Raw genomic sequence first — 16,843 nt, forward strand, 5'->3', positions numbered from 1 at the left:
CATGATCCGCTGGAAGCAGGCCAACATGGGCTTCACCGATTTCGGCCTGGACTACGGCAACCCGGACTTCGTCAAGTACGCCGAAGCCTACGGTGCCAATGGCCACCGCGTAGAAAGCGCCGAAGGCCTGCTGCCGCTGCTGGAGCACTGCATCAACACCCCAGGCGTGCACGTGATCGACTGCCCGGTCGATTACAGCGAGAACGACCGCATTCTGAACATGGATCTGCGCGAGCGTAGCGCGGCCATCTAAGGAGTTGGACATGCAACTGAAAGACCCACAATTGTTCCGCCAGCAAGCATTCATCAATGGCCAATGGCTTGATGCTGATAGTGGCTTGGTAATCCGAGTGACGAATCCGGCTACCGGTGAACCTATCGGTACCGTGCCGAAGATGGGCACCGCGGAAACCCGCCGCGCCATCGAAGCCGCCGACAAGGCCCTGCCGGCCTGGCGTGCCCTGACCGCCAAGGAGCGTTCGACCAAGCTGCGTCGCTGGTTCGAACTGATGATCGAGAACCAGGACGACCTGGCTCGCCTGATGACCACCGAACAAGGCAAGCCACTGGCCGAAGCCAAGGGCGAAATCGCCTACGCTGCCTCGTTCATCGAGTGGTTCGCCGAAGAAGCCAAGCGCGTCTACGGTGACACTATCCCTGGCCACCAGCCAGACAAGCGCCTGATCGTCATCAAGCAGCCAATCGGCGTTACCGCGGCCATCACCCCGTGGAACTTCCCGGCCGCGATGATCACCCGTAAAGCCGGCCCGGCCCTGGCCGCTGGCTGCACCATGGTGCTCAAGCCTGCCTCGCAGACCCCATACTCCGCCCTGGCCCTGGTAGAGCTGGCCCACCGTGCCGGTATCCCGGCTGGCGTGCTGAGCGTGGTTACCGGCAGCGCTGGTGAAGTTGGCGGCGAACTGACCGGCAACTCCCTGGTACGCAAGCTGTCCTTCACCGGCTCGACCGAAATCGGCCGCCAGCTGATGGAAGAATGCGCCAAGGACATCAAGAAGGTTTCCCTGGAGCTGGGTGGCAACGCCCCGTTCATCGTGTTCGACGACGCCGACCTGGACAAGGCGGTCGAGGGCGCGATCATCTCCAAGTACCGCAACAACGGCCAGACCTGCGTCTGCGCCAACCGTATCTACGTGCAGGACGGCGTCTACGACGCGTTCGCCGAGAAGCTGGCCGCTGCAGTTGCCAAGCTGAAGATCGGTAACGGCCTGGAAGACGGCACCACCACTGGCCCGCTGATCGACGGCAAAGCTGTCGCCAAGGTCCAGGAGCACATTGAAGACGCCGTTTCCAAAGGCGCCAAAGTGCTGGCCGGTGGCAAGATCATCGAAGGCAACTTCTTCGAGCCGACCATCCTGGTCGACGTACCGAAGAGCGCTGCCGTGGCCAAGGAAGAGACCTTCGGCCCACTGGCGCCGCTGTTCCGCTTCAAAGACGAAGCCGAAGTCATCGCCATGTCCAACGACACCGAGTTCGGCCTGGCCTCGTACTTCTACGCCCGCGACATGAGCCGTGTGTTCCGTGTTGCCGAAGCCCTGGAATACGGCATGGTGGGTATCAACACCGGCCTGATCTCCAACGAAGTGGCACCGTTCGGTGGCATCAAGGCTTCGGGCCTGGGCCGCGAAGGTTCCAAGTACGGTATCGAGGATTACCTCGAAATCAAGTATCTGTGCTTGAGCATCTGAAGACGCAGTTTCACTAACGCCCGGCTTCGGCCGGGCCTCTTGAAAGGAACGTCATCCATGCAAGCTTCACAACAACGAAAGTGGTCTCGTTCTGGCATTCAGACCAGCGTGATGGGTTTTGGGGCAGCTCAGTTGGGCAATTTCATGGCCCCCATCAGTGAAGAAGTCGCAGCGGAACTGGTCCAGGCTACATGGGACGCTGGCATCCGATTTTTCGATACCGCGCCGAGCTATGGCCACGGTCTGAGTGAGGCGAGACTGGGGCAGGGCCTGCGTTGGAAACCCCGCGACCAGTTTGTGTTGGCTACCAAAGTAGGGCGATTACTCACCCCTCGTCGACGGGAAGAGATCGACTACGGTTGCTGGATAAAAGGTCTGCCATTCGAGTGGCGATTTGATTATTCGTACGACGGCACCCTGCGCTCTATCGAAGATAGTCTTCAGCGTACGGGCCTTGAGCACATCGACGTTGCGCTCATTCATGAAGTCGATGCCTACACTCATGGCACCCAGCAGCCTGAGGTATTTGATTACGCGATGAAGGGGGCGGGTAGGGCGCTGCTTGAGCTTCGTGATCAAGGCGTTGTGAAGTCAATTGGGGTCGGCGTCAACGAGAGTGATGTGGCCCATGAGGCTATCCGCCGCGTCGACTTTGACTGTCTTCTGTTGGCCGGGCGGTACACGCTTATTGAGCAAGACGCCTTGAACGAATTTCTTCCTCAGTGTGAGGCACAGGGTGTCTCACTCATCGTGGGTGGAGGCTACAACAGCGGGATTCTGGCCACGGGGGCAGTTCGTGGTGCGCGTTACAACTATGCGCCCGCTGAGGCTGACGTGCTCGAGCACGTCCGTCGCATTGAGGCTGTGTGCCGTGACTTCGATGTCGCACTTAAATCGGCAGCGTTGCAGTTTATCGCTGCGCACCCGGCGGTGGCGAACATCATTCCTGGCGTACGCAGCGTCCAGCAGCTCAACGAAAACATCCTGACCTTCGAGCGCCACATTCCTGACGAATTTTGGCATGAGCTGAAACGCAGATCGCTCATCCGAGCGGATGCGCCCACGCCAGCTTCACGCTGACCACAGTTTTGATCCGCATGGGTCCAGCGAGCATTTGCCTCACCGGTTCGGTGCTCGCTTTTTTCTTCTAGGGCAGGGCAAAAATATCGTAATTCGGACACAGAAAAATAGCCGAGATTTCGCATTCTTTGAGGTAATCCTTCTATTTCTTAAACTCATGCCAGCTTAATCTGAGCATGTTTTAGGATTGTGCTCGGCAAGCGCAGCGACCGCTCGTTTAATCACGAAAGTACGATGTACTAAGGGTCGTCAGAAAGCCGATGGGCATGGATTGCTGAATTCATACGCATAAATGGAGTGCGGTCTAAGAGTGCCCGCGTCATTTGTTCGGATAGCCAGGTCATACAAAAACAATACGATAACTCGCCAGGTTTCGGGATTGCGTGCCAGTGTGCAGAAATGCCAGATTCAGGTGGGTTGTTTAGCATCGAGCAGCAAAAGAGACAGAAGAATAATGTCAAATAAACAAAAAATTTCGTTAGAAGATGCCCCTCTCAACAGTTTCCACAAGAAACTGGCGGTCTACTCCTCAGGCGCGCCATTCTTGGATGGTTACATTCTTAGTATTATTGGTGTCGTCCTGGTTCAGTTAAGCCAATCACTTCAGCTAAGTGTCTTTGAAGAAGGCATGGTTGCAGCAGCGTCACTGATCGGCATGTTCTTCGGTGGGTTCGTAGGTGGTCTTTTCACCGACAAGCTGGGCCGGAAAACGCTCTACGTGTTAGTGCTGGTTGCTTTGGCTGCGTTCTCCTTGGGTCAGTTTTGGGTGAACTCCGCTGCAGCCCTGATTGTGCTGCGCCTGATGCTCGGTGTGGCTATTGGTGCGGACCACCCACTGGCGACTTCTTTGCTCGCTGAGTTCTTGCCGAAAAAGCAACGCGGCTCAATTTTGGCCAGTTTGGTGATGATGTGGTTTGTCGGTGCGGCAGTTGCTTACGTCGCGGGCGAGTTCATCCTTCGCACCATGGGGCCGGAGGCTTGGCGTTGGGCTTTGGCCAGTGCAGTCGTACCGGCGGTTCTATTCCTGATTATGCGTGCCGGTACGCCCGAGTCCGCGCGTTGGCTGCTGAGTAAAGGCCGAGTCGCTGAGGCAGATCAGGTGATCAAGAGAGTTTATGGCAACAAGTTCTCTGTTGCAGATTTGCCAGAACCCGTCAGTGAGCGTCGCGTATCGGTCTCGTCACTGTTCCACTCGCACTATGGCAAGCGCATCTTCTTCGTAAGTATCTTCTGGACGTGTTCGATTATCCCGCAATTCGCAATCTATGCATTTGCACCTAAAATCCTCTCTGCCATGGGCCTCACTGGAGACTTGGCAGCTTGGGGGGCGGTAGCTATCACCATTATCTTCGTCTTTGGCTGTCTGCTTGGGGTGAAGCTGATCAACCCGATGGGTCGTCGCAATATGCTCATCCACAGCTTCCTCTGGTCTGGCCTGGCACTGCTGCTACTCGGCCTTTACCCGGATGGTGCTGGCTTGGTAACGCTCGCCCTGTTTGGTAGCTACGCGTTGTTCATCGGTGGCGCGCAGGTGCTCCAGTACGTCTATCCCAATGAACTGTTCCCTACTGAGGTTCGTGGTTCCGCAGTTGGGTTGGCAACATCGCTGTCGCGTATTGGTGCGGCGATCGGAACTTACCTGGTGCCAATGTCTCTATCCTCGATCGGTATCGCTAACACTATGATTGCTGCTTTCGGGATCTCGATGGTCGGTCTGTTCTTTACCTGGCTGATGGCTCCGGAAACACGCTCCCTTGACCTTGCTCAGGCAAGTGCAGCCTAACGCCTAAATTATCTGCTCTTGTTGTATCACTTTGGGCGCGTCTTCAAATTGAAGACGCGCCCTTTTTTATGAGTAGCCAGAAGCAGTAGCCCACCTTGCTGTAGACCTGGTTCTCCCAGCGGTGACTACCGCCCCCGCCCAAACTCTGGGTGAAATCACTCCCTCCGATGTAAGGGTCATTACGCCCGTGCAGCCACTCAAGAGCAACCCAGATCGGCCCCAGGATTTTTCGGGGTCAACTGCTGGCGAGCCGCCATTGCCTGGAAGCCGAGCGGGCCAGGTTGTGCTTTTAGATGCAGCGCTGTAGCCAAGCGCTGGCCATCGCGATCAGTGTCGTTGTTGTGCAAGGTCGAGGAGAGTAGCGACAAGCCAACTTCGCCTGCCATTCGCCGGTGCTGTAATGGTGAGAGAGACGTCCGACGAGGATGCTCAGTGGCCCTGGTATCGCACCAGGCGATACCAGAGCCACTGTGTTGCAGGGCGGGCGTTAAGACCTGCCCCCGGTCGGGGGCAGGAGAGGGCAAGCGTTGCTCATCCTCTCAAGGCAGAGATGGCGGCCTTGTCGACAGCGGGGCGGATGAGGGCTACGAACCTTAGCTTTCTTTACCAGCGCGCATCTGGCCCCAGCGGAGGTTCGCATTCACACCGATGCTGAGGAAGGGCTCGGGCGGGTTTCGGTTGGGGCCGTCGGAATTGAGCAGGAAGTCGATCAGTTCGTCGCGTTCACCTGCTAGCCAGTCAGCGAGCAGTGTGCCTGTAGCTGTTCCGCGGGTTATGCCAAGGCCGTTGCAGCACAGCGCTGCGTGAATGTTCGGCGCCAAGCTTCCGAAGTGCGAGAGGTGGTTGCGCGACAAGCACATCGAACCACCCCAGGTGTACTCGAAGGGCATGCCCGAGAGCATGGGAAAACGCCGTTCGAATGAAGCACGGTGCTGTCGACCGGCACGATCAAGGTAGCGCTGGTGTGCGCGACCGTCAGCGTTGAAACTAAAACTGTTCCGAACCAGCAAGCGCTGATCCGGCGTCCGGCGAAGGGTACTCCCGAATGGGTCTGCAGGGATGATACCCCAGGTTCTCTTGCCCCCAAGACGCGCCTGCTCCTCGTCGGTCAAGGGGCGGGTCATGCTCGCATAGGTGAAGATCGGCAGAAGTCGACCAGTTAGAAAACCGAAGTGGCTTGCGAAGGCATTGTTGGTCAGCAGCAGCTGATCCGCGATGATTTCACCGTTCTTATGCTTCAGCGTCGTGCGCTGTCCTTGCTCAAGATGAGTGATTACCGTGCTTTCATATAGAGCCACGTTATCAGGCAGACTTTCAGCAAGCCCTTTGGCGAGCGCTGCTGGCTGAAGCAGCAATGTACCTGGCGTGAACAGCGCTTTGCGGTAGAAATCTGTGCCTAAGTGGTCGGCGACATCACGAGCATCAATCATCTCATAGGGTTGGCCGAGCTTATCCAGACCGCTGCGGTAGGCGTCCAGGACGGCCAGCCCCTTGGGCTCGATGGCAGCCTGATATTTGCCATCTGGTCGGATCTGGCAATCGATGCCGTGCTTCTCAATCAACATCTTGAGGATCGCTTGGGCACGGAGGTTTAGCTTCAGGTTCATGCGTGCCGTAGGGAGGTCGCCGATGTAATCAGGAGCGCCGATGTCGTGAGGTAAGTCGATTGCGAAGCCTGAATTTCGACCGGAAGCGCCGAACCCGACTTGCTGAGCCTCAATCAGAACAACCAGATCATCGGGGTAGCGGAGCGCCAATTGCCTCGCTGCGGCAAGCCCTGTGAAGCCCGCCCCCAGAACAACCCAACGTGCTTCAGTACGGCCGCTATGGGCTGGTTTTGCGGTGCGAGGAGGGCTCAGGTGGAACCACCCACAACCGTTGTCATCTGCGGGTGTCGAGGTATTTCTGTACATGTGGCTCTTCTTGGGGTGTTGTTTTTAGCAACTATCGCACCCGCGGCAATAGTGAAATATAACGTTACGGACGACAAATATGACCGCTAAGTGCTTGGCCTGATTTCGTATACTTTGTGCCTATCGTCAATTCATGTTTACTAATAAGTACTACGGCGTACCACCCTTCACCCTAAAGGTCGAAGCGGGTGGTGCGCCGAAGATTAGTTACGCTGCGCTGAAGGTTTTGTGTGGGTCGATGACGAATTTCTTCGGAACACCGGCATCAAATTCGCCGTAACCATCTGGAGCCTGGTCCAGACTGATGACTTGGACTCCAACGATTTCGGCAATGTTGATACGGTCCCACATGATGGCTTGCATCAATGCGCGGTTGTATTTCATGACTGGGGTCTGACCGGTGTGGAAACTGTGCGATTTTGCCCAGCCCAAGCCAAAGCGGATGCTCAGCGCGCCGATCTTCGCCGCGGCGTCGTGTGCGCCTGGATCTTCGGTCACGTAGAGGCCTGGAATACCGATCTTTCCGGCCACTCGGGTCACCTGCATCAGTGAGTTGAGCACTGTAGCCGGGGCCTCGTGTTTGGCGCCCTCATGGCCGTGGCCACGGGCTTCGAAACCAACGGCATCGACGGCGCAGTCCACTTCCGGCTCACCCAGGATGTCGATAATCTGCTCATGCAGTGGGGTATCTTTGGACAGATCGACGACTTCAAAGCCTTGGGCCTTGGCATGCGCCAAGCGGGCCGGGTTAAGGTCTCCAACGATCACGCAGGCGGCGCCCAGCAGTCGCGCAGAGGCGGCCGCGGCCAGGCCGACAGGGCCGGCACCTGCTACATAAACGGTGCTGCCCGGACCAACGCCAGCGGTCACTGCACCGTGGTATCCGGTCGGGAGGATATCGGAGAGGCAGGTCAGGTCACGGATCTTCTCCATGGCCTTGTCACGGTTAGGCAGCTTCAGCAAGTTAAAGTCGGCGTACGGCACAAGCACATACTCAGCCTGGCCGCCAGTCCAGTCGCCCATGTCGACGTAGCCATAGGCGCCGCCAGCACGTGCCGGGTTAACGGTGAGGCAAACACCTGTATGCATCTCTTTACAAGAGCGGCAGCGACCGCAGGCGACGTTGAATGGCACCGAAACCAGGTCGCCAATTTGCAGGTGCTCAACGTCACGACCTTTCTCGATTACTTCGCCAGTGATTTCGTGGCCCAGGACCAAACCAACTTGAGCGGTGGTGCGGCCACGGACCATGTGCTGGTCGGAGCCACAGATATTGGTGGAAACCACCTTCAAGATGACGCCGTGCTCGATCTTCTTGCCGCGCGGATCCTGCATTTTCGGATAGTCGATGTGCTGAACCTCGACTTTACCTGCGCCCAGATACACGACGCCTCTGTTGTTTGCACTCATGCCTTGTTTCTCCTTGGTCAAAGGTCTAGCCATTTGAATTCAGTCCTTCAGGAAGCTGTCTTCAAACGGGTAATGAGTCAGCGGCGGCGACGCCGTTTTGGCGCATTAGAGAATCGGTTTGGCCATCAATGTTCGTAGGGGGCGAACAAGAGATCATATCAGTCATTTAACATAATATGCATTATGCGTGAGTCTATATATGGTCACCAATCCGTGAGTGAGGCACTTTGCGACCAGGATAAGGTCTGCGGTCTGCACAATTGAAGCGTTCAGTTAAACCCAGGACGAAATCCAGTTGAGCTTGGGACTGCCAAGATCTCCAGTCACCCAGGCCGAAGTCCTTGGAAGCAATGCGTAGGTCATCTCCGGCGCTAAGCCCTAGACCGCTGTGCACCATTTTGCTATCTGATTCAAGAGTCACGTCCGGTCACCACTGCGTTGCGTCTCTGTCATGCGCCGGCTTGGACGATGTTGACCCGTAGCAGTCACACGGGAAGCGTCAGCAATGGATTGCTCGACGAGCACGACTTACTGGGAATCTCGCATTGAAAAGATCAAAGGCGCCGTTCCTATGCATAGTTCTGGGTGGTGCATGAATCCTGGGCTTAGCCTGCATGCTTTGACGTCTCAAGCGGTTTCAGGAGCATCTGCGATGTTAGATAACGTGGAAAGCGTGCTTCTGGCCAGCCGCGCGGTCTTCAGCGTGGGCGATTTTATGTGCGTCAGGCTCATTCGCCGGATCAGTCCGACACGCTTTCACTTGGGCTGCGTCTAACAGAGAAATCTAGGTTTAAATACATGTTCCTGCGCCTTTTAAACCACTTTTTACTGTTTACTACTGTGGTTGGCAGGTGAAAAATTGGTTTACGGTGTGCGGGTTTACCTTTATTTTGGACAAAGCGGCAAGGCATGCTAACGTGGTTCAGGAGATTGGCCTCACGCTTCGCGCCAGATCTTAAACGCTGCACTACGCTCCCGTGGGGTTGGTTTTATTTTCTTCTTGCGTTCATTGTGTAACTCAAGTCATTAAGCCATCCCCCTGCTCCAGCCACTATTGAGCTCGATAATAGGCTAACTACACTAAATGACTATTTAGTGTAGTTATTACTGAGCAACTCGCGAAAGTTGGCGAGAAGTTCGCCGTTATGCCCTTTTCCATATCCGAAGATTTCCAGGCCCGGATGTCAATAAGCGTTGTGTGCAGACCTACCTGACACGCTGTCGTCAACACCTCAGCTTGACGCCCCTGCCCTCGCCCAATGATTGGCGGTATCCTGAAGCCACTCTCACTCGGGACACAGATCATGCGCAGGTCGATTCTGTTGCTCGCAATCACTGCAGTTGCCAGTTGTCAGGCGCCCATGCCAACCGCCAATCCACAAATGGCCTGGGTGGACCTCTCGGTGCCATTCCCCAATGACAGAGTATTGATGGCCGAACGCCTGGATAAAGAGCGTTTGCGCGACGGGCGCTTTTTCCAGGTCAGTCCAGGTAGCCATGTGTTGCTCGTCCGTTTCGACTATGAAGTGGGCGGTGGCGGTGGCATGAGTTTGATGGGCGGCACCACGGTTCGCGAGTGCTACCTGACCATTCCATACGCGAATTTTGAAGCGGGCGAGCGTTACTTGCTGGAGGCTCGCTCGATGGCGCTGACACCGGAGGCACGCTTGTACGATGCCAAGCGCGAGGTGGTGGCAGAGGTCAGCGAATACTATTGCCTGTAATCATCGCTGCCGGCGCGTCAGCGTAGCCGCTGGGATGCTCCTTGAGGGTGCAGCTCAGCTGGCCAATATTAATCATTTCAATATCAGCGAGTTAGGCGCATACCCAAAGGTCTGGTAATAAAGCTATACCCTTTCAGCAGAAATCTGCGCTATTGCCGAAAGAGAAATGTCGTCTAAGGTTCATAGCTAGTTGGGGGTAAATGCGAAACATAATATTTCATGCCGTGTCACGAAATGAGATGGCCTCCTATTCACGTCGCTCTGGAATCGCGTCTAGCCTGGGGTCACAGTGGTTTTCTGTAGCTGGAAGTTGCCGGTTATCGGTACAGCGCGTCAATCAAAAGGAGCTTGTCATGAGATTGATCGCTAAGCCTTTGCACCGCAGCGCTCCCTGCAATCCGTCTGGTCTATGGAAGCTAAGTGTTTCTTTCCTTCCGGCGACAGCTGTGACTTAAGGCGGGACATCCGCAGTGTCTATGCCCTGCCCCTTTTTTGACATACGCAACTTACCTCGTCATGCAATGAGAACAGCGATATGAATGCAAATCAGCGCTGTACCCATCGGTGGTCACTCCCGGTAACGGCTTGCTCGTTACTGCTAGCCAGCTCTCACGTTGTAGCGGGCGGTATTCTTATCTACGAAGCCGGCCAGGAAGGTAACGGCCTAGCCAATGCTGGCTCTGCGGCATTAGCCAAAGATCCCAGCGTACTCATGAGTAACCCAGCGGGCCTGACCCAGTTGAAAGGCACGCAGATCAGCGCGAACGCCCAAGTCATTCTTGGGGATCTCAAATTTTCTCGGGACGCCAATAACCAGTTTGACGGCAATGAAGGGGGCAACGCCCTGCAGTACCTGCCCGGTGCCAGCCTGTTCATCAGCCATCAGATAGACGACCGCTCGGCGATCGGCTTTGGCATGTACGGTAACTTCGGGCTGGCCCTGGACTATGACGACGACTGGGCCGGCCGCTACTTCACTCAAGAGGCGGCGATTATCGGCGTTTCTTTCCAGCCAACGCTGGCCTACAAGTTCACGGATGACCTGTCGATCGGGATTGGCCCGCGCATCATGCTGGGCTACTACCGCACCGAGATGGCGATCAATAACAACTTGCTTGGCGTGCTCGATCGCCCGGATGGCCAGTTGGAGTACAAGGACACGGACGTTGGAACCGGCGTTAACCTCGGCCTCCTCTACCAGCTTTCCCCACGCACCGCTGTCGGCCTTGCCTACACCAGCAAGGTCAAACTGGAGTTCGACGACAGCCCGCATCTTCGCAATGTCACCAACCCCATCATCAATGCTGGGCTCAATCGCCTGGATGTCGACTCGCTGGAACTGGACCTGAATGTGCCGCAAACGGTCACTGCGAGCATCGCCCACGACCTGGACGAACAGTGGACGCTCCTCGGCAGCCTGGGTTGGCAGGACTGGAGTGAATTCGGTGATGTCGGGGTTGACGTCGATGCCAATGGTGCAGGTGTCAGTCGTACGGTAAATCGCAAGTACAAGGACACCTGGCATGCGTCGGTGGGTGCGATGTATCAAGCCACACGGCAACTTCGCTGGAATGTCGGGGTGGGTTATGACAGCGCCGCAGTCGATGACAAAGACCGGACTGTCGACAACCCCATGGGAGAAACCTGGCGCCTGGCCACAGGCGTGAATTACCAGATCGATGATGGCCTGGATGTCCATCTGGCCTACACCTTGATTTGGCTGGGTGACATGGACGTCGATCAGACCAAGTCACGTTCGGGCAGTACGCTGTCCGGCACCTACAAAAACAGCGCCTTGCATATCGTTGGCGGTGGTGCGACCTGGCGGTTCTGAATGATTACCGAGTTTGGCAGTGAGTCTCTTCAGTCTTTCACTCGTAAAAGAAAGGGGCCAAAGATTCTATGGACGGTATCCGTGGCATAACGCAAACCATGATCAAGGGCAGCCAGGCTCCGCAGCCTGGCGCGCTGGATGACCGCCTTGCTCTATCTCCTGGAGGGCACGAACCGGGCAAGGACTCGTCCTATAGAGAGTTGGTGACCATCCTGTCGCTTTGCTCTCAAAAATTAGCGTTTCCCAGTTATGGATTAGAGCAGAGCCTTCACCCCAGTGCATTGTTCAAGGGGGTATTGCGCCGCCTGGCAACCTCTGCGCCAACTGTTGGGCAGGCGCTCGTTGCGATAATGCGTTACCTGTACAACTATTCTCCAACCGTTCACTACCGCCTGGAAAACAGAACGGGGCAATCAGTACTGCTGCTCTATAGCATCATGCACGAGGAAAAAGACAACCCCATGATTGTCGAGAGAGCGATCTTGGCGGCCACCCTGCTCATTGCAGAAGTCCGCGGATCCAGTTTTCGACCCAAAGCCGTGACATTGAGACATCCACCGCTGTGCAATTCAGCGGGGTATCAAAATTATTTCAACTGCCCCGTTTTCTTTGAACAGGAGCAAGACAGCCTGATTTTTTCGCCAGACGTTCTAATGGAGGCCAGTGTTGGCCAGGATGCCGAGCTTCATTGCATGCTGCGCTTTTTCCTTGAGGCCCAGAATGATCACTCAGACGACTTGCACTCGCAAGTCAAACGCAAGATTCAGATGCTCTTGCCCGCTAGTCGCGCCACGCTAGAGCTAGTGGCGGAATCATTGAGTCTGCACCCAAGAACACTGCAGCGGCACCTTGCTCAGGGTGGCGTGGATTTCGAAGAATTTCTTGATGACATTCGCCGCAACCAGGCCGAGCACATGCTACGCAAAACCAGTTTAAGTATTGGCCAAATATCAAGCGAGTTAGGGTACAGGCGCCCTACTTCTTTCTGCAGAGCGCATCAGCGATGGTTCGACATGACGCCCCTTGAGCATCGCAAGGCGTTTGGCGAGTCATTCGTATTAGACACTCAATAACCGGCAAACGCTTGGAGGTGTTCTTCCGAGCCGTTCATCGACCTGACGAAAGTCATCAGAAGGAACCGATAATGCCCATGCCCGTCGTCGTAAAATGCGTTCTACCCCTGTTGTTGGGGCTATCCTGCGCCGCCGCCCTCGCCGAGCAGAATGCAACAACTGAAGACCCACAGCTGATCCGGGTGCTGCTGGCGGCCGACCTGGAAACTACCCTGTCCAGTCAGATGAGCGGCACATTGGGTGAGCTCAAAACCGGCTTCGGTGAGCATGTGGCCAAGGGCGCCACACTGGCTCGCTTCAACTGCAACGAGGCCCAGGCCCGCGGTAAGGTGGCGAGCGCTGAACTGGCAATGGCACGGCAGAACCTGGCGGCGAAGCAACAACTCCGTAAGCTGGAGGCTGTGGGCGATATCGAAGTTGCAGCCGCTAACACTGAGGTCCAGAAAGCCGATGGGGCCCGCGCAATGGGTGAGGCCCAGATGAGCTACTGCCAGGTGCTGGCGCCGTTTTCGGGCCACGTGGCCAAGGTTTACGTCAAACCTTACCAGACTGTCAGTGCCGGTACGCCGTTGTTCGATCTGGTCAGCGATGGCGCCTTGAAGGTGCGTCTCAATGCGCCATCCGACCAGTTGGCAACGCTGAAAACTGGCCAGTCCTTGCAAGTGACCGTGCACGAAACAGGCAAGCATTACCCAGCGAAGGTCAGCGTCATCAACGCACGGGTCGATGCTGTAGCGCAGACGGTCGAACTGGAGGCGCGTTTCGACCAGCAATTCCCCGAGTTGATGGCCGGTATGAGCGGCACTGCACGGTTCGACCATGACAGTGAATAGACCGCTTCCGGACCCGCAGCTGCTGCTGCGACTCGACGCCCTGCGCGACAAGGCCATGGCCGCCGAGACGCTCGGCGCGCTAGCGTTCAGCATGGCCAACGACCTTTACCCGCTGTTGCCGTTTCATCAGGCCCTGGTGTTCGAGCAAAGCAAACTCGGCTTCGAGTTGCTATGCGTGTCGGGCTTGGCGAAACCCAGCGAGGACTCGCCCTACCTGGTCTGGCTCAGGCGAGCCAGCCGATGGCTGGCAGAATGCTTGACCGAACCACGCGCCACTTGGCTTACCTTGGACAATACCGCCCCGCCCGAAGATGTACTCGAAGGCTGGGCCGAATGGTGGCCTACCGGCCTATGGTGCATCCCCCTGTACGCTCCAGGCGGAAATCGCCTCGGCGTGCTGGTATTGCTGCTTGAACAGCCCCCCGCGCCGCTGCTGTTCCAACAACTGGATGGCCTTGTCCGCACCTGGAGCTACTGCTGGGCCGCGCTGACCCGGCATCGCCATCGTGGCCGTTGGCGCCCCAGCCGTCGGCAGGTGCTGCTGGTGTTGCTGGTGGGCGCGGGGCTGCTGCTGGTGCCGGTGAGGCAGACTGCACTGGCGCCTGCGCAGATCGTTTCGCGCCAGGCACAGATCGTCAGCTCGCCAATCGACGGGGTGATCGCCCAGGTGCTGGTGCGCCCTAACCAGCCTGTTGCGGCCGGTACACCGTTGTTCTCCCTAGATGAGACCACCCTGCGCAGCCGCGCCGAGGTGCTCGGTAAAGAGGTTGCGGTGGCCGATGCCGAGTTGCAGGCTGCCAGCCAGCGGGCATTCGACAACCCGCAAAGCAAAAGTGAACTCACCTTGTTGCAGGGCCGAGCCCAGCAACGCCGTGCAGAACTGGCCGCCGTCCAGGCGCAACTGCGCCGCACCCAGGTACTGGCACCGGCGGCTGGAGTCGCGGTGTTCAGCGACCCCAACGACTGGCTCGGCAAACCTGTATCGACCGGGGAACGTATCATGCAGGTGGCCGACCCGGCGCAACCGGCAATGCTGATCCAGCTTGCCGTTGCCGATGCCATAGCGCTTGAGCCCGGTGCCGAGGTGACGCTGTTCCTCACCGCTTACCCGCTCAACCCGCTAAAGGGGCAAGTGCTGGAAACCAGCTACCAGGCCAAGCCCGGTGATGACGGTGTCGTCGCCTATCGCCTGCTGGCGAGTATCGAGCAGCACTCCGAGCATGCCCGGCTCGGCCTGCACGGCACCGCCAAGCTCTACGGTGGCCGGGTCATGCTCGGCTACTACCTGCTGCGTCGGCCGCTGGCAACGTTGCGTGCCTGGAGTGGCTGGTAATGCTCGACCTTACCGACCTGCCACTGCCGCCATTACGCGAAGACTTGCGCTTGTGCGAGGCCGCCGACAACCATGAAGGAGAGCCAGCATGGATGATCCACGACGCAGTGCTGAATCGGTTTTACCGCATTGGCTGGCTGGAGTTCGAATGCCTGCTGCGTTGGGGCCAGACGCCACGCCAGATCAGCGAGCAGATCTCGCGCGACTGTGCACTGAAACCGGATATTGAGCAGGTGCTGGCATTGCGAGCTTTTCTCGAGCAACACCACCTGTTGCGCCCAGGCCCGGAGCAGATAGCCAGGTTGCAGACTGCCAGCGAGGCGCGCACCTGGTCGAGTTGGCGTTGGTGGCTTCACCATTACCTGTTCTTCCGTGTTCCACTGCTACGCCCACAAGCGGCACTGCAGCGTCTGGCCGCTGCGCTGAACTGGCTGTTCCACCCTCTCACAGGGTTGCTGGTGGTCGGCATGACTGTACTTGGCATCATTCTGGTGATGCAGCAATGGGACACGTTCACGCACGCGGTCGTAGAGTCTTTTTCCACCGAAGGCCTGTTCAGCTTCGCCCTGGCCTTGGTCGCGGCGAAAACCCTGCATGAACTCGGCCATGCACTGGTGGCTACCCGCCTCGGCCTGCGGGTCGGGCACATGGGGGTCGCTTTCCTGGTGCTGTGGCCGATGCTGTACACCGATACCGGCGAAAGCTGGAAACTCAAACGGGCCCACCAGCGCCTTGCCATCGCTTCGGCTGGTATCGTCACCGAACTGTCCCTGGCAGGCCTCGCCACCCTGGGCTGGGCACTGTGCGACGACGGCGCCCTGCGCAACGCCTTGCTCTATCTGGCGACCACCAGCTGGGTGTTGTCTCTGGCGCTCAACGCAAGCCCGTTCATGCGCTTTGACGGCTATTTCATACTCAGTGACCTGCTTGATTTTCCTAACCTGCACGAGCGCGCATCAGCAGTTGCACGGGTAGCCCTGCGCCGTAGCTTGCTGGGGCTGGATGAAGCGTGGCCCGAACCTTTCCCCGCCGGGCAACGGCGCCTGTTGGTGGCCTTCGCCTTCGCCACCTGGCTGTACCGATTGGTGCTTTTTCTCGGTATTGCCGTGGCGGTATACCTGTTCTTCTTCAAGTTGTTGGGTATCGTGCTGTTCATGGTTGAACTGGCGTGGTTCATCGCCCTGCCGGTGAAGCGTGAGCTGAACCACTGGTGGCAACAACGGGCGCGGGTCCCGGGGCAGCGCAAGCGCCTGTTCTTACTGTTGTTGGCAAGCAGCGTGCTAGCCCTGGCACTGCCTTGGCACAGTCAGGTTGACGCTGTTGGCGTGGCCCGTGCCGAGCACCAGTTGCGCGTATACACGCCCTACCCTGCGCGCCTGAAAAGCGTGCACCAGCAGGGGCAGGTCACGGCCGGCGACGTGCTGGCAGTGCTCGATGAGCCGGACCTGGATTCGCGCATGCGCAGCAGCGAGGCCAGTGCCCGCAGCTATCAGGCGCGCCTGTCGGGGCTGCTGGCCGACCCAGCTGGCCTGACCGAAGGCGCCGCAACCCTGCAACGCTTGAATGTGCAGACCGAGGAGGCCCGAGCTGCACGTAGCGAAATCGCACGGCTCAACCTGCAGGCACCGTTCGCCGGCGTCTGGATGGACCTGGCTCCCGACTGGCGGCCAGGCCAATGGATCAACCGTCAGGAGCCGCTGGGCATACTGATCGACCCCAAGCGTTGGCAGGTCGATGCCTACGTTGCCCAGGACCAGGTGCACCACCTCGCCGTGGGCAATGCCGTGAAGTTTTACCCTGAAGGCCAGCCCACCGCACTGCGCGGCACAGTGCTGGCGATTGCCAGTACTCGCACCGGGCATCTGGCCCATCGCATGCTCTCCGCTCATTTTGGCGGGCCGGTGCCGACCACCAGCGAGCCGCTGGCTCCCGACAAGGCACTGTTCCAGGTACTGATCGCACTGGATGAACCGTTGGCTAACGTGCGCGAGACCCGCGGCAAGCTGAAGATCGAGGGGGAAAAGCGCAGTGTGCTTGGCGAGCTGGGCAAATGGCTGATAGGGGTTGCTTTACGCGAAAGCGGGTTCTAGGCGCGACCACCCGGCGCTTCGTCAGTTAATACGAAATAAACGCGTCTACGATTGCTTTGTTTCC

General features: G+C 57.7%; 12 protein-coding genes. 10 read left to right on the top strand and 2 right to left on the bottom strand.

Annotated elements, in window-relative coordinates; all coding sequences use genetic code 11:
• The 4 genes from ABE456_RS17185 to ABE456_RS17200 all read left to right on the top strand — a co-directional run.
• The coding region (locus ABE456_RS17185; protein WP_346644978.1) for a thiamine pyrophosphate-dependent enzyme at positions 1–253 on the top strand (253 nt) is incomplete at its 5' end.
• A gap of 10 nt (positions 254–263) precedes the next feature.
• The gene (gabD, locus tag ABE456_RS17190; RefSeq protein WP_346644979.1) at positions 264–1,706 is read left to right on the top strand and encodes an NADP-dependent succinate-semialdehyde dehydrogenase; all 1,443 of its coding nucleotides are present in this window, start codon (positions 264–266) and stop codon (positions 1,704–1,706) included.
• A 57-nt stretch (positions 1,707–1,763) separates the two neighbouring features.
• Positions 1,764–2,786: an aldo/keto reductase gene (locus ABE456_RS17195; RefSeq protein WP_346644980.1), complete on the top strand. Its 1,023-nt coding sequence runs from the start codon at positions 1,764–1,766 to the stop codon at positions 2,784–2,786.
• Between the two features lie 454 nt (positions 2,787–3,240).
• On the top strand, positions 3,241–4,569 hold the full coding sequence (locus ABE456_RS17200; protein ID WP_346644981.1) for an MFS transporter: 1,329 nt from the start codon (positions 3,241–3,243) through the stop codon (positions 4,567–4,569).
• A 593-nt stretch (positions 4,570–5,162) separates the two neighbouring features.
• Here the strand turns inward: ABE456_RS17200 and ABE456_RS17205 are convergent.
• Together ABE456_RS17205 and fdhA are read right to left on the bottom strand one after the other, a co-directional pair.
• Positions 5,163–6,482 carry an FAD-binding oxidoreductase gene (locus ABE456_RS17205; RefSeq protein ID WP_346644982.1) on the bottom strand — a complete coding sequence of 440 codons (1,320 nt, stop codon included), beginning with the start codon at positions 6,480–6,482 and terminating at the stop codon, positions 5,163–5,165.
• Between the two features lie 207 nt (positions 6,483–6,689).
• Entirely contained in the window at positions 6,690–7,892 is a 1,203-nt protein-coding gene (fdhA, locus tag ABE456_RS17210; protein WP_346644983.1) for a formaldehyde dehydrogenase, glutathione-independent, read from the bottom strand.
• A gap of 1,304 nt (positions 7,893–9,196) precedes the next feature.
• Between fdhA and ABE456_RS17215 the strand changes: the two genes are divergently transcribed.
• The 6 genes from ABE456_RS17215 (at position 9,197) to ABE456_RS17240 (ending at position 16,779) form a co-directional block, all read left to right on the top strand.
• On the top strand, positions 9,197–9,616 hold the full coding sequence (locus tag ABE456_RS17215; protein ID WP_346644984.1) for a hypothetical protein: 420 nt from the start codon (positions 9,197–9,199) through the stop codon (positions 9,614–9,616).
• A gap of 535 nt (positions 9,617–10,151) precedes the next feature.
• Positions 10,152–11,450 (top strand): OmpP1/FadL family transporter, encoded by a 1,299-nt coding sequence (locus ABE456_RS17220; RefSeq protein ID WP_346644985.1) that lies wholly within the window; start codon positions 10,152–10,154, stop codon positions 11,448–11,450.
• A gap of 68 nt (positions 11,451–11,518) precedes the next feature.
• Positions 11,519–12,523 (top strand): AraC family transcriptional regulator ligand-binding domain-containing protein, encoded by a 1,005-nt coding sequence (locus tag ABE456_RS17225; RefSeq protein ID WP_346644986.1) that lies wholly within the window; start codon positions 11,519–11,521, stop codon positions 12,521–12,523.
• 71 nt (positions 12,524–12,594) lie between these two features.
• The gene (locus ABE456_RS17230; RefSeq protein WP_346644987.1) at positions 12,595–13,356 is read left to right on the top strand and encodes an efflux RND transporter periplasmic adaptor subunit; all 762 of its coding nucleotides are present in this window, start codon (positions 12,595–12,597) and stop codon (positions 13,354–13,356) included.
• Positions 13,343–14,689, top strand: a complete 1,347-nt coding sequence (locus ABE456_RS17235; RefSeq protein ID WP_346644988.1) for an HlyD family efflux transporter periplasmic adaptor subunit — start codon at positions 13,343–13,345, stop codon at positions 14,687–14,689. Before ABE456_RS17230 ends, ABE456_RS17235 begins: the two co-directional genes overlap by 14 nt.
• Positions 14,689–16,779 (top strand): HlyD family efflux transporter periplasmic adaptor subunit, encoded by a 2,091-nt coding sequence (locus ABE456_RS17240; protein WP_346644989.1) that lies wholly within the window; start codon positions 14,689–14,691, stop codon positions 16,777–16,779. The genes ABE456_RS17235 and ABE456_RS17240 overlap by 1 nt, the downstream gene beginning before the upstream one ends.
• Positions 16,780–16,843: the final 64 nt, after the last annotated feature.

The sequence above is a fragment of the Pseudomonas sp. TWI929 genome, from assembly GCF_039673335.1.
Classification (GTDB): Bacteria; Pseudomonadota; Gammaproteobacteria; order Pseudomonadales; family Pseudomonadaceae; genus Aquipseudomonas.